General features: G+C 67.2%; 14 protein-coding genes. 7 read left to right on the top strand and 7 right to left on the bottom strand.

Annotation, left to right across the window (positions count from 1 at the left end):
- Positions 1–94 precede the first annotated feature (94 nt).
- Positions 95–1,108, bottom strand: coding sequence for a porphobilinogen synthase (gene hemB, locus A0W70_RS11490; RefSeq protein ID WP_070989387.1), 1,014 nt, complete (start codon positions 1,106–1,108; stop codon positions 95–97).
- 133 nt (positions 1,109–1,241) lie between these two features.
- Here hemB and aroE point away from each other — a divergent pair, with 133 nt between their 5' ends.
- Both aroE and dksA read left to right on the top strand, forming a co-directional pair.
- A complete protein-coding gene (gene aroE, locus A0W70_RS11485; RefSeq protein WP_070989386.1) occupies positions 1,242–2,075 on the top strand; it encodes a shikimate dehydrogenase in 834 nt (277 codons plus the stop codon).
- A 180-nt stretch (positions 2,076–2,255) separates the two neighbouring features.
- Positions 2,256–2,705 (top strand): RNA polymerase-binding protein DksA, encoded by a 450-nt coding sequence (dksA, locus tag A0W70_RS11480; protein ID WP_070989282.1) that lies wholly within the window; start codon positions 2,256–2,258, stop codon positions 2,703–2,705.
- A 163-nt stretch (positions 2,706–2,868) separates the two neighbouring features.
- Here dksA and A0W70_RS11475 read toward each other — a convergent pair whose 3' ends face one another.
- On the bottom strand, positions 2,869–3,447 hold the full coding sequence (locus A0W70_RS11475; RefSeq protein WP_070989281.1) for a thioredoxin family protein: 579 nt from the start codon (positions 3,445–3,447) through the stop codon (positions 2,869–2,871).
- 369 nt (positions 3,448–3,816) lie between these two features.
- Positions 3,817–4,311: a Slp family lipoprotein gene (locus A0W70_RS11470; protein ID WP_070989280.1), complete on the bottom strand. Its 495-nt coding sequence runs from the start codon at positions 4,309–4,311 to the stop codon at positions 3,817–3,819.
- 97 nt (positions 4,312–4,408) lie between these two features.
- Here A0W70_RS11470 and A0W70_RS11465 point away from each other — a divergent pair, with 97 nt between their 5' ends.
- Both A0W70_RS11465 and A0W70_RS11460 read left to right on the top strand, forming a co-directional pair.
- A complete protein-coding gene (locus tag A0W70_RS11465; protein WP_070989279.1) occupies positions 4,409–5,152 on the top strand; it encodes a M90 family metallopeptidase in 744 nt (247 codons plus the stop codon).
- A 73-nt stretch (positions 5,153–5,225) separates the two neighbouring features.
- Positions 5,226–5,999, top strand: a complete 774-nt coding sequence (locus A0W70_RS11460) for a DUF4412 domain-containing protein (RefSeq protein WP_070989278.1) — start codon at positions 5,226–5,228, stop codon at positions 5,997–5,999.
- A 7-nt stretch (positions 6,000–6,006) separates the two neighbouring features.
- On the opposite strand, the gene A0W70_RS11455 is transcribed toward A0W70_RS11460, so the two are convergent.
- Entirely contained in the window at positions 6,007–6,420 is a 414-nt protein-coding gene (locus A0W70_RS11455) for a DUF4186 domain-containing protein (RefSeq protein ID WP_070989277.1), read from the bottom strand.
- A 47-nt stretch (positions 6,421–6,467) separates the two neighbouring features.
- Between A0W70_RS11455 and A0W70_RS11450 the strand changes: the two genes are divergently transcribed.
- Positions 6,468–7,022, top strand: coding sequence for a mismatch-specific DNA-glycosylase (locus tag A0W70_RS11450; protein ID WP_070989276.1), 555 nt, complete (start codon positions 6,468–6,470; stop codon positions 7,020–7,022).
- A 304-nt stretch (positions 7,023–7,326) separates the two neighbouring features.
- Here A0W70_RS11450 and A0W70_RS11445 read toward each other — a convergent pair whose 3' ends face one another.
- Positions 7,327–7,872 carry a gamma carbonic anhydrase family protein gene (locus tag A0W70_RS11445; protein ID WP_070989275.1) on the bottom strand — a complete coding sequence of 182 codons (546 nt, stop codon included), beginning with the start codon at positions 7,870–7,872 and terminating at the stop codon, positions 7,327–7,329.
- A gap of 17 nt (positions 7,873–7,889) precedes the next feature.
- Positions 7,890–9,236: a glutathione-disulfide reductase gene (gene gorA / locus A0W70_RS11440; protein ID WP_070989274.1), complete on the bottom strand. Its 1,347-nt coding sequence runs from the start codon at positions 9,234–9,236 to the stop codon at positions 7,890–7,892.
- A 289-nt stretch (positions 9,237–9,525) separates the two neighbouring features.
- Here gorA and ubiA point away from each other — a divergent pair, with 289 nt between their 5' ends.
- Positions 9,526–10,443, top strand: coding sequence for a 4-hydroxybenzoate octaprenyltransferase (gene ubiA, locus A0W70_RS11435; protein ID WP_083330970.1), 918 nt, complete (start codon positions 9,526–9,528; stop codon positions 10,441–10,443).
- 129 nt (positions 10,444–10,572) lie between these two features.
- On the opposite strand, the gene A0W70_RS11430 is transcribed toward ubiA, so the two are convergent.
- Complete coding sequence (locus A0W70_RS11430) at positions 10,573–11,265, bottom strand: ComF family protein (protein WP_070989273.1); 693 nt, start codon at positions 11,263–11,265, stop codon at positions 10,573–10,575.
- 137 nt (positions 11,266–11,402) lie between these two features.
- Between A0W70_RS11430 and bioB the strand changes: the two genes are divergently transcribed.
- A complete protein-coding gene (gene bioB, locus A0W70_RS11425) occupies positions 11,403–12,425 on the top strand; it encodes a biotin synthase BioB (RefSeq protein ID WP_070989384.1) in 1,023 nt (340 codons plus the stop codon).
- The last annotated feature ends 16 nt before the right edge of the window (positions 12,426–12,441 follow it).

Raw genomic sequence — 12,441 nt, 5'->3', positions numbered from 1 at the left:
CCCTTGGCCCTTCGCCCTTGGCCCTTGGCCCTTGGCCCTTGGCCCTTGGCCCTTGGCCCTTCGCCCTTGGCCCTTGGCCCTTGGCCCTTGGCCCTTATTCGTTCAACCACCGCGCCGCATCGAGCGCGAAGTACGTCAGGATCCCATCGGCCCCGGCGCGCTTGAACGCCGTCAGGGCCTCCAGCGTGCAGGCGCGTTCTTCAAGCCAGCCGTGGCCGAAGGCGGCCTTGAGCATCGCGTATTCGCCGCTGACCTGGTAGGCGAACGTGGGGACGCCGAAGCCCTCCTTCACGCGGCGGATGACATCGAGGTAGGGCATGCCGGGTTTGATCATGACCATATCGGCGCCCTCTTCCAGGTCGAGAGCGACCTCGTGCAGTGCCTCGTCGGAATTGGCCGGGTCCATCTGATAGCTGTGCTTGCCGCCGCCGCCGAGGTTGCCGGCGGAACCGACGGCATCGCGGAACGGCCCATAGAAGTCGGAGGCGTATTTGGCCGAGTAGGCCAAGATCCGCGTATTGCGATGACCATCCGCCTCGAGTGCGGCGCGGATGCTGCCGATACGGCCATCCATCATGTCCGAGGGGCCCACCACATCGGCCCCGGCCTCGGCGTGCGAGCGGGCCTGACGGACGAGCGCTTCGACGGTCTCGTCATTGACGACGTACCCCTCGGCATCGGTCAGGCCGTCCTGGCCGCTGGCCGTGTACGGATCCAGGGCCACGTCGGTCATCACGCCGAGGGCGGGCAAGGCCTCCTTGAGCGCGCGCACCGCGCGCTGGACCAGTCCCTCGGGATCCCACGCGGCCTCGGCGCCAGGGCTCTTGCCTTCCGGCCCGACGACCGGGAACAGCATGATCGCAGGAATGCCGAGCCGCTCCGCCTCCCGTGCCGCCTCGACCAGACAGTCGATCGACAGCCGCTCGACACCCGGCATCGAGGGCACCGGCTCACGTTCGCCCTCGCCCTCGCGCACGAACACCGGCCAGATAAAGTCCGCCGGCGTCAGCGTATGCTCGCGCATCAGGCGTCGCGAGAAGGCGTCACGCCGCATCCGGCGCATGCGCGTATGGGGGAACGGGCCGCGCTGGCTGGGATAATCGGTCACGACGGCAACTCCCGCGGCACAATGGATGTGCCAGTGTAACCGCGCGCTGCCGGGACTGCCCATGCGGGCGCTGGACATCGCGCCGGACCGCTGCAACGATCCGGCCTCTACCCATCGCCCCGGAGTCGTCGCGATGCCCAGTGACCGTTACGCGGTGATCGGCCACCCGGTCAGCCACAGCCTCTCGCCGACGATCCATACACGGTTCGCCCGACAGACCGGCGAAGATCTGGAATACGGCCGGCTCGAGCCGCCGGAGGACGGCTTCGCCGAGGCGGCGACGGCTTTCTTCGCGGACGGCGGCCTCGGCCTCAACGTGACCGTCCCCTTCAAGGCGGAGGCCCGCGCCTGGTGCGACCGCGTGAGCGACCGCGCCCACCGCGCCGGCGTGGTCAATACACTGACCCTTCAGCCAAACGGCTGGGTGGCCGGCGACAACACGGACGGTGTCGGGCTGGTGCGCGATTTGACGGTCAATCTCGATATCGGACTCGCCGGCGCGCGGATCCTGCTGATCGGCGCCGGCGGCGCGGCCCGGGGCGTGCTCGAGCCGCTGCTCGGGGAAACGCCGGCCGACATCGTGATCGCCAACCGCACGCCCGCGCGGGCCGAGGATCTTGCCGGCGAGTTCGAGGCCGACGGCCCCGTGCGTGGCTGCGGATTCGAAGCGCTGGATCACGAACCCGCGTTCGACGTTATCATCAATGCCAGCGCGGCCAGTCTTGGCGGCGCCGTGCCCCCGATCCCGGCTACGGCGGTCGCCCGTGGCGGCAGCGTGTATGACATGATGTACGGAGCGAAGGCCGAGCCGTTTCTTTCGTGGGGCCGCGAGTCCGGTGCCACAACGGCCGCCGACGGTCTCGGGATGCTGGTCGAGCAGGCGGCCGAGTCGTTCCTTGTCTGGCGCGGCATCCGGCCGGAGACCACGGCCGTTCTGGCGGCCCTGCGGGCCGATGCCGGGGCTTGATCCCGCGGCAGACTCGACGCTGGGCGGCCGATCATTCGTGACCGCAAGGTGCAATACATTGCGCGTATTTTTGCCGTATTCGTCATTGCAAACCCCCGGGACCGTCCCTATACTCCCGCGATTCGATAGCCGGGGCGGGTTGCAAGCCCCGCCCGCGACGCCATCCATACGGAATGCATCATGAGCAACACTGCTGAATCCAAAGGCGATACCACCGATCTCCCGACCGAGGAAGAACTCCTCAACTCGTCGGAAGAGGAATACATGGACGAGCGCCAACTGGAATACTTCCGACGGGTGCTGCTGGCCCAGCGCGCGGAAATCGAGGCCGATATCGAACGCGCCCGAGGCGAATTGTCGACCGGTGAAAACGAACCGGACGAACTCGACCGTGCGTCGGCCGAGGAAGAGCGGTGGCTGAGCCTGCGTATCAGCGAGCGTGAGGGTAAGCTGCTGAAAAAGATCGACGAGACCCTGCAGCGGATCGACGAAGGCGAGTACGGCTATTGTGAGGACACCGGGGAGCCGATCGGCATCCCCCGCCTGCTGGCGCGACCGACCGCGACTCTGTCCGCGGAGGCGAAGACACGCCGCGAACAGCTCGAGAAGACCCACCGCCAGCAGGGCTGACGGCCTCGTAGTCACACGGTGGCGGAACCGTTCGGGTCCGCCACCGTGTCATCCGCGCCGGTCCCGAGGGTCGAGCGGCCCGCCGCTCGAGTCCCCTGAAGCGGTTACCTGCCGATGCACACGGGTGAGCGTGGGCCGTTGCAATAACGGGCCGGGAACACCCTCAGCCCGCGTAATCCGGCTCGTTCCCCGGCTTCCACTTGATGTTGCAGCCCATGCTGGGCAACTGTTCCTGCGGCATCGGCGTATCCTCGAGAATCGCATCGACCGCCCCCCGCAGATCGGCCCCGGTGACCGGCTCATCGTTCCCCGGCGTCGCGCCATCGAAGCGCCCCCGATACACGAGTTCGTGGTCGGCGTTGTAGAGGAAGAAATCCGGGGTGCAGGCCGCTCCGTAGGCCCGGGCGACCTCCTGCGTTTCGTCATAGAGATAGGGGAAAGTGAACCCCGTCTTCTTCACGAGTTCCGTCATTTTCTCGGGATGATCCTCACTGTATTTGGTCACGTCGTTCGAGTTGATCGCGACGACGGCCAGGCCACGCTCCTGATATTCGTGCGCGAACGTGGCGAACACGTCCTTGATATGCAGTACGAACGGGCAGTGATTGCAGATGAACGCGACGAGCAGCGGCTGACCCTCATAATCGCTGCGCGAAACCATGCGGAACGTGGCCGGTTCCAGCAGCGTGAAGTCGGGCGCGGGGGTGCCGAGTTCGACCATCGTCGATGGGGTTTTCGCCATGGGTTGCACTCCGGAATGGGTGTGTTACTAAGCTTCCATGAAGTATTGTCAGGCCTCAGAGCCATTGCGCTGTTGGCTGGCAAGGCGCGCGAGCGAAAGCGTGCTGCCGGCACGTTGAGCGAGCGCAACGCCGCCAGCCGGCAGCGCAATGGCTCCCTGCGGGCGCGTGCCCGGGCCGCCGTGCCGGCGTTACTCGTCGGTCATGTGGTAGCGCCACACTCCCTCCTCGTGCCTTGTCACGGCGGCCCGGGCACGCGCTGAGACCTCACAATACTTCATGGAAGCTTAGCAAGGATGATGTGGGGCCCGGCGGGCCCGGACGCAATGCCGCGCCACGCCGGCCTGCGACCGTCCGGGTCCACCGGCCGCTCAGTTGCTCAGGATGATCCCGAAGCCGAAGTTCACCCCGGAGCCGCGTTCGCGGCGGGTCTGCTCGGGCCAGAGTTCGAATGCCTCGGCCTCGACCACCGGAAACGTATACTCGGCCTCGTCGATCCGGCCCGTTTCCGTGCCCTGGACACGGCCACGCACGGTGAAGCGCCGACCGGCACCGTAGACGGCGGTCTCGAGGTACCCGTCGACATAGGCCCGGAAACGCCCCAGCGACGCCGCGTCGGTGTCGGGCCTCTGCGTGCGTTCCGATACCGGATACGCCACGATCTCCAGGCGCGTGCGTTCGGGCAGATTGCGGGCATCCGCGATCACGCCACCCCAGAGCACGGTGCGGCCCGTGGTCGCTTCGGGATCCTCTCTCACGGCCGCCGGGCGCAACTCGGCATCGACGCCCTCGGTCGCCAGGGGCGCACTCGCGCAGCCGGCCAGTGCCAGTAACAATACGATGGAATACAGCGTGCGTACGACCATGCGTCATGGCCTCCGGCCGCCATGCGGCCGCCTGATGGATTCGCCCTGCGGTGTGCGGACGGTATAGTGACGCTCCGCGAACGGGGGATTCGATTTGATGGGATGGTACCGGAACTGGCGGCGGAACCGTATCCTGCGCCGCGATGGCCTCAGCGACCGCGACTGGGAGATGTTGATCCAGCGGGTCCCGGCCGTCGCGCGATACGACCCGCACACGCGCGGCCGGCTGCGCGAACTGGTGGTCCTGTTCCTCCACGAGAAATCGATCGAGGCGGCCGGCGGGCTGGAAATCGGCGACGACACGCGCCGCCTGATCGCGTTGCAGGCCTGCATCCCGATCCTCGGCCTCGGTCTCGAGTGGTACCGCGGCTGGCGCTCGGTCATCGTCTACCCGGGCGACTTCTTCGTCCACGATCGCTACACCGATGACAGCGGCGTCGTCCACGAGGTGGAGGAGGCGCGCTCGGGTGAGGCCTGGCCGGACGGACCGGTGATCCTGTCCTGGACGGACACCGACGAGGACGCGAATGTCGTGATCCATGAGTTCGCGCATAAACTGGATATGGTGAATGGCAGCGCCAATGGCATGCCACCGCTGCACGCCGACATGGAACGCGGCGAATGGACGACCGTTTTCACCCGGGCGTACGACGATTTCCGCGCGCGGTTCGAGCACGATGAGCCACTGCCGTTCGACGAGTACGCGGCCACCGACCCGGCCGAGTTCTTCGCCGTCGTGAGCGAGGTGTTCCTGTTGACGCCGGACCGTGTGCGCGATGCGTATCCACGCGTCTACACGCAGTTGTGCGCCTTCTACCGTCAGCACCCTCGGACCCTGTAAACGGGGCGTGGGCGCCTCCGTATGGCCGAAACAGTGTGCCGGCACGAAACACGCATGGACCACGGGAACCGCGATGCGACGCCATAACCTCGCCGCCCTGATGCTCCTCGCCCTGCTGCCCGCCGGTGCCGCGCACGCCGGCCTGGTGGTCGAGAGCACGAGCTCCGTGAACGGACCACAGACGTTGACGGTCGCCGACGAACGGGTGCGGATCGAGCCGGCCCGGGCGGGCGCACCCGCCATGCTGTTCGATGCGGGGCGCGGGCGGCTCGTGCTGCTGAACCGCCCGGCGAGCCAGTACAACGTGATCACCGTCGAACGCCTGGACGCGCTCGAGAAGCGGGTCACTGAGCAGCGGGAGCGCATGCGGCGCAGGATCGAGGAAACCGAAGGCGAGGACCGGCAACGCCTGCAACGGCGGCTCGAACGCCTGCCGCGGGTCGATGGCCCCGCCGCGATCCGGATCGAGAGGGGCGGCGAGCGCACGCGGATCAACGGTTTCGACTGTGAACAGGCCAGCGCAACGGAGGCCGGGGAAGACACGCATCGCCTGTGCATCAGCCGCGTAAGCGAGCTCGGGCTGACCGAAACGACCACCGCTACGCTGCGGGCCCTGTTCGATTTCCTCGCGCGCATGCGCAACCTGCTCGGCAGCGGCACGGCACCGTTCGACGCCCGCGTGCTGCAGGCGACGCTCGGACAGACCAACGCCTTCCCGGTGCGTATCGAGCGCAGCGTTGACGGCTCGAACTGGACGGTTCGCGAGATCGAAACGGCCGACATCCCGGCCGAGCGTTTCGAAGTGCCCGCGGATTTCACGGAAGGCGCCCGCCTGGGCGGGGAGTGACGGCAGTTCAGTCCGTGGCGCCCGTTCCGTCGCCAGCCGGGGGCGCACCCAGCCACGCCGCTATGACGTCCACCGTATAACGGATCTCGTCTTCCGTGAGCGCCCGCCCCGCCGGGATGCCATGCCATTTGCGCAGGCAGCCCCGGCAACAGGTCGCGGTCGCGTGCTGGGCGACGAAGACCGGGTGCCCACGCATGGGGGTCTGACGGCCGTCGTTCTTCGGCGCCGCCGGGGCGAGACGGGCACCGACGAACTCGTACGCGTGGGTGCGCAGCGTCGGGATCCCCCGGTCGGCCGCATACGCCGCGTCGCGTTCGTTCAGCCGGAACCGGCTGCGAAAACGCGAACGCGCCAGCCGCGTGCGCAACTCGTCCCACGCCTCGCGGTCGAGCCCGGATGAGCCTGCATCGTGATCGTTCATTGCCGTACGATGCTGCGATGATCCTCCCGACGTGACAAGGCAGGCTGATGGAGACACTCCCCGATTACCTCGACCACGCTCTGGACCTCGTCGTCATCGGCCAGAATCCCTCACCGGCCTCGATCGCGCGCCAGTGCTATTACGGCAACCCGCGCAACCGCTTCTGGCCGGCGATGCGCGGCGCCGGCCTCGTGCCGGAAGACTTCACGCCGGACGCGGACGGCTTCCGCTGGCTGCTGGATCACGAACGGATCGGTTTCACCGACGTGGTGAAGAAACCGACGCCCGGTGCCGGAGATCTCAAGGCGAGGGACTTCCGCGAGTGGGCCCCCGTGCTCGACGGACACCTGAACCGGTACCGGCCACGCATCGCCTGGTTCAACGGCAAGGGCGTCTACCAGAGCTACCTGCGCTACGGCCACGGCGTGAAACCCGACGCCATCGAACTCGGCGAACAGCCCGAAACGCTCGACGGCATCCATGTCTTCGTCACCCCCAATCCCAGCCCGGCCAACGCCGCCTTCAGCCTCGACGTCCTGACCGAGTGGTACCGGGGTGTGGAGCGGTTACGCCGGCGCGTGAAAGACGGGAACCACGAATGAACACGAATGCACACGAATGGGGCTTGAGGGGCATTACGCGCTATGGAGCTTCGCTGACAGCGGTGGGAACGGGATCCCCGGATAAAGAACCACAGATGAACACAGATGAAAGTCAGAAGCGATCGGCTGGAAATCGCTGTTGCGTGAACTCAATCGACCGCCCTGCTTTTGATCTTATCTGTGTTTATCTGTGGTGCTCGAACCCCACGTCAGTGCCCTCGCGCTTTCAGCGAAGCTCCTGATACCTCACCGGGCCCTGCGGCAGCATTCGTGTGCATTCGTGTTCATTCGTGGTTCCGGTCTTTCATTCGTGGTTCTTCCCTTCGCCAGCGTGGCGCGCGGCCACTTCGGTGTAGTGGTTGGCGGAGTATTTCAGGAGGCGGTATTCATCCTCGGTGAGTTCGCGGTGGGCCTTGGCCGGGGTGCCGACGTAGAGCCAGCCGGATTCGAGTTCTTTCCCCGGCGGCACCAGGGCGCCGGCGCCGATGATGACGTCATTGCGCACGACAGCGCCGTCCATGATGATCGCGCCCATGCCGACCAGGACGCGGTCCTCGATCGTGCAGGCGTGGACGATGGCGCGGTGGCCGACGGTGACATCGTCGCCGATGGTGGTGGCATGGCCACCCGGGCTGAATTCGCCGTCGTGCGCAACGTGGACGATTGTGCCGTCCTGGATGTTCGTGCGTTCACCGATGCGGATGATGTTGACGTCGCCGCGCAGCACACACTGCGGCCAGACCGAACTCTGCGCGCCGATCGTGACATCGCCGATGACGGTCGCGTCGGGGTCGACATACGCGTCGTCGGCGATGAACGGGTCGATGTCTTCGAAGGTGCGTAGCGTCATGGGGTGATCACGACCGCTCATTTGAGCGTGACGAGCTCCTCGCTGCTGGTCGGGTGGATGGCCACGGTGGCATCGAAGTCCGCCTTGGTGGCGCCCATGCGCACGGCGACGGCGAAGCCCTGCATCATCTCGTCGGCGCCGTGCCCGAAGATGTGGCAGCCGACCACGCGTTCCTCCGCGCCGACACAGACGAGTTTCATGACGGCCGGCGTCTTGTGCGCGGTGAGCGCGTGGTACATCGGCGTGAACCGCGTGCGGTAGATGCGCAGGTTCTCTTCGCCGTGCGCCTCGCCGGCCTCGGCCTCGGTCATCCCGACCGTGCCGATCGGCGGGTGCGTGAACACCACCGTGGGGATGTTTTCGTATTCGAGCCGGGCCTCGGGCTGGCCACCGTACAGGCGATCGGCGAGTTTGCGGCCGGCGGCGATGGCGACCGGGGTCAACTCGAAGCGCCCACAGACATCACCGAGCGCATGGATGCCGTCGATGTTCGTGTCCTGCCAGTCGTCGACCGGGATGGTGCCGTTATCGGCGAGTTCCACGCCTGTATGCTCGAGACCCAGATTCGCCGTCCGCGGGCGCCGGCCCACGGCCCAAATGACCTCGTCCAGTCCCGCGATGCTCGCATCGTCGCCCTGCAGGCGCAGGCCATCGCCCTCGCGCTCGATCGATTTCGGCGGCATCCGCTTGTGGATCTCGATGCCGTCCTCCGCGAGCGTTTCCATCAGCGCGCTGCCGAGATCGGCATCGAAGGAGCGCAGCGCGGCATCCCGGCGCAGGACCAGATGGGTCTCGGCGCCAAGCGCGCGCAGCATGCCGGCGAGTTCGACGGCGATATACCCGGCACCGATCACGGCGACGCGTCGCGGGCATTCGGTAAGCTCGAAGAAACCATCCGAGGTGATACCGAGATCGGCCCCCGGGATGTCCGGGACGACCGGCTCACCGCCGACGGCGATGACTATACGATCGGCGTCGTAACGCGAACCATTGACCTCCACGGTCCGACGATCGACGAAGCGGGCGCGGCCACGGATATGCGTGACGCCATCCTTGTCGAGATTGCTCGCGTAAATGCCGTTGAGGCGTTCGATGTAGGTCGCCCGCTTCTCGACCAGCGCGGACCAGTCGTGACTGCGGACATCGATATCGAAACCGTACTCGGCCGCATCACCCAACCCGTGTGCGAGGGAGGCGGCATACCACATCACCTTCTTCGGCACGCAGCCGCGATTGACGCAGGTGCCGCCGAGGCAGTCGAACTCGACCACAGCCGTGCGAGCGCCGTGCTGGGCGGCCCGCCGCGCGGTCGCCAGACCGCCGCTGCCACCGCCGATGACGAGCAGATCGTAGTGTTCGGTCATGCGTGTCTCCGAGGCCGGATTGCAGGTGCGAGGCGCCCGGGATCGACCCCTCCGGGCGAGCCCGAGAGGGTACCTCCAAGTGGCGTTCGGTGACAGTGGTGCGGCGGGGGCATACCGATTACCGTGCGTCACCGACCCGCAATGCGGTCACGATCGCGAGCAAGCTCGCGATGCAATCCGCACGACCGATCGTTCGCCCTGACGCTCGAGAGAATCCCCGGCACCCCGGTCCGCCGCCCTGCCCGCCCCTGCTAGACTGACGCCCCGCTCCCGGAGGTGAAGGTGAACCATGGCATTGCGCGCGCGACTCGCGGAATTCGGTCAACACCCGACGTTCGGGCCGATGCTCGAACGCCTGCGCCAGTACGCATTGCTCACCCGTATCGATCGGCCGATCGGCACCTATCTGCTGCTCTGGCCGACCCTCTGGGCGCTTTGGCTGGCGGCGGAGGGCGTACCCGACCTCTACGTGCTGTTCGTCTTCGTCCTCGGTACGTTCCTGACCCGGGCGGCCGGCTGTGCGATCAACGATTTCGCCGACCGCGGCATCGACGCGCACGTGCAGCGAACCTCGGGCCGACCGCTGGCGACCGGCGCGATCCGCAGCTGGGAGGCGCCCGCGCTGGCCGCGGTTCTGCTGCTGATCGCATTCGCACTGGTGCTGACGCTGAACCGCCTGACAATCTACCTCGCGTTCGGGGCGGCGATCCTGGCCGCGATCTATCCGTTCTCCAAACGCTTCACCCACCTGCCCCAGGTATTCCTCGGCGCCGCCTTCTCGTGGGCGGTCCCCATGGCCTTCGCCGCCCAGACCGGCAGCGTGCCGCCGATTGCCTGGCTGGTGTTTACCGTCAATCTGCTCTGGACGGTGATGTACGACACGATCTATGCGATGGCGGACAAGCCCGAGGATCTGAAAATCGGCGTGAAATCGACGGCCATCCTGTTCGGCGACTACGACCGCCATATGGTCGGCGTGCTGCAACTCCTGACCGCGGTCGGCCTCGCCATGATCGGCCTGCGGTTCGAGCTCGGCGGCTTCTATTCTGCAGGCGTGGTGGTCGCGGTCGCGCTGTTCGGGTATCAGCAGTTCATCATGCACGACCGCGTGCCGGCGCACTGCTTCCGCGCGTTCCTGAACAACGCGTGGGTCGGGTTTGCGGTTCTGCTGGGCATCGTCCTGGACTACGCCGTCAGCGCCGCCTGAAGGGGTGTCTCCGTCGCCGTCAGGCGAATGCCGGCATTGCGCGGTAAATCGCCCCGGCTGGTAGCCAGCGCAGCGGACCGCGCAAGGCCGGCCTACGTCTACACCTTCGCCTGAGCGCCCAGTGGCCCGTTACGCCCGGGCCACCGCCAGCACCCGGACGCCGTCGGCGCCGGCGCGGAGCAGTGTCCGGCTGGCTTCGCGCACGGTGCTCGCGGTCGTCACCACGTCATCGACGAGCAGCACGGTGCCGGTCACCGGCTCATGCCCCGGCGCGAACACGCCACGGACATTCGCGCGACGTCGATCGGCCGGCAGATCCATCTGGGCCGGGGTGGCCCGGGCGCGGCACAGACCATCGGCGACCAGCGGCACCGCCAGCGCCCGCGCGACCGGCCGCGCGATCTCCACGGCCTGATTGAATCCGCGCTCCAGCAGCCGCCCGCCGTGCAGGGGGACCGGCACCACCGCACTCACGGGCGGCGGGGCCTGGGCGATGTTATCCGCGAGCAGTTCCCCGAGCAGGCGCCCGGCGGCGAGATCCCGGTGGAATTTCAGACGGCGTACACACCAGTCGATGGGGGCCGCATAAGCGAACGGGACCTCGATGGCCGTGAACGGCGGTGGACGCCACAGACAGGCGCCGCAGACGGTCAGATCGGGTAGTCCGGACGCCGTCGCCGGCAGCGCCTCGCCGCAGCGCCGGCATGCCGCCACGATCCGTGGCAGGTCCGCATCGCATCCGGGGCAGAGCGCCCGGCCGCGCCATCCCCGATTACCGCACAGCAGGCAGCGCGGCGGGAACCAGCGTGTCATCCATGACATGGTCAACCCCTGACTTGGCCCCGAGGTTGACAGTGACGGGGCCGCCCTCAATCATTACACGTATTGTTGCGGCCGGCCCCCGGCGGGGCAAGCGCCTCCTCCGCAACCATCCCGATCAAGCATCCATGGAGTCACGCATGTCCGAACCGGCCGCCCTCCGTCACGACTGGACCCGCGAGGAAGTCGAGGCGCTCTATGCGCGCCCGCTCAACGATCTGCTGTTCGAGGCGCAGAGCGTCCACCGCCAGCATTTCGATCCCAACCGCGTGCAGATCTCCACGCTGCTGTCGGTAAAAACGGGCGCATGCCCGGAGGATTGCGCCTACTGCCCGCAGAGCGTCCATCACAACACCGGGCTGGAGCGCGAGCGTCTGCTGCCGGTCGAGGAGGTCGTCGAAGCGGCGCGGGCGGCGAAGGATCAGGGCGCGACACGTTTCTGCATGGGCGCCGCCTGGCGCAACCCGACCGACCGCAATCTCGAGCGCGTGATCGAGATGATCCAGGCGGTGCGCGATCTCGGCATGGAGACCTGCGTCACGCTCGGCATGCTGCGCGAGGAACAGGCCAAACGCCTCGCCGAGGCCGGCCTCGACTACTACAACCACAATCTCGACAGTTCGCCCGAGTACTACGAACGCGTGATCTCCACCCGCAGCTACGCCGACCGCCAGCAGACGCTGAAGAACGTGCGCGACGCCGGCGTGAACGTGTGCTGCGGCGGCATCGTCGGCATGGGCGAGGACCAGAACGACCGCGCGGGCCTGCTGGTGGAACTGGCCAACCAGGAAGTCCATCCCGGCTCGGTGCCGATCAACATGCTGGTGCAGGTCCCGGGCACGCCGCTCTACGGGGTCGAGCGCCTCGATCCGCTCGAATTCGTCCGCACCATCGCCATCGCGCGGATCATGATGCCGCAGTCGTACGTGCGCCTGTCCGCGGGGCGCAACGAGATGTCAGATGAGACCCAGGCGATGTGTTTCTTCGCCGGCGCCAACTCGATCTTCTATGGCGAGCAGCTGCTGACCACCGAGAACCCGGAAACGGAACACGACCAGGCCCTGTTCGCGCGCCTGGGGATCGAGGCCGAGACGGTCGAGCGTGAACGCGCCGATGGGCCATCGTGCCCGGCCGCGACGGCCGAAGCCGAGCCGGCGTCCTGAGGACGGCGCTCCAGGG

This window comes from Halofilum ochraceum (assembly GCF_001614315.2).
Lineage (GTDB): Bacteria > Pseudomonadota > Gammaproteobacteria > XJ16 > Halofilaceae > Halofilum > Halofilum ochraceum.
Note: the sequence above shows the minus strand (reverse complement) of the source record. Positions and strands in the feature narration are given on the sequence as shown.

Bases quoted from the DNA above. Each gene is read 5' to 3' on its own strand.
- A0W70_RS11445 (WP_070989275.1), bottom strand. From the start codon at position 7,872: ATGACGCTACGCACCTTCGAAGACATCGACCCGTTCATCGCCGACGAC.
- A0W70_RS11455 (WP_070989277.1), bottom strand. From the start codon at position 6,420: ATGAACGATCACGATGCAGGCTCATCCGGGCTCGACCGCGAGGCGTGG.
- aroE (WP_070989386.1), top strand. From the start codon at position 1,242: ATGCCCAGTGACCGTTACGCGGTGATCGGCCACCCGGTCAGCCACAGC.
- A0W70_RS11430 (WP_070989273.1), bottom strand. From the start codon at position 11,265: ATGTCATGGATGACACGCTGGTTCCCGCCGCGCTGCCTGCTGTGCGGT.
- A0W70_RS11460 (WP_070989278.1), top strand. From the start codon at position 5,226: ATGCGACGCCATAACCTCGCCGCCCTGATGCTCCTCGCCCTGCTGCCC.
- gorA (WP_070989274.1), bottom strand. From the start codon at position 9,236: ATGACCGAACACTACGATCTGCTCGTCATCGGCGGTGGCAGCGGCGGT.
- bioB (WP_070989384.1), top strand. From the start codon at position 11,403: ATGTCCGAACCGGCCGCCCTCCGTCACGACTGGACCCGCGAGGAAGTC.
- ubiA (WP_083330970.1), top strand. From the start codon at position 9,526: ATGGCATTGCGCGCGCGACTCGCGGAATTCGGTCAACACCCGACGTTC.
- A0W70_RS11470 (WP_070989280.1), bottom strand. From the start codon at position 4,311: ATGGTCGTACGCACGCTGTATTCCATCGTATTGTTACTGGCACTGGCC.
- dksA (WP_070989282.1), top strand. From the start codon at position 2,256: ATGAGCAACACTGCTGAATCCAAAGGCGATACCACCGATCTCCCGACC.
- A0W70_RS11465 (WP_070989279.1), top strand. From the start codon at position 4,409: ATGGGATGGTACCGGAACTGGCGGCGGAACCGTATCCTGCGCCGCGAT.
- A0W70_RS11450 (WP_070989276.1), top strand. From the start codon at position 6,468: ATGGAGACACTCCCCGATTACCTCGACCACGCTCTGGACCTCGTCGTC.
- A0W70_RS11475 (WP_070989281.1), bottom strand. From the start codon at position 3,447: ATGGCGAAAACCCCATCGACGATGGTCGAACTCGGCACCCCCGCGCCC.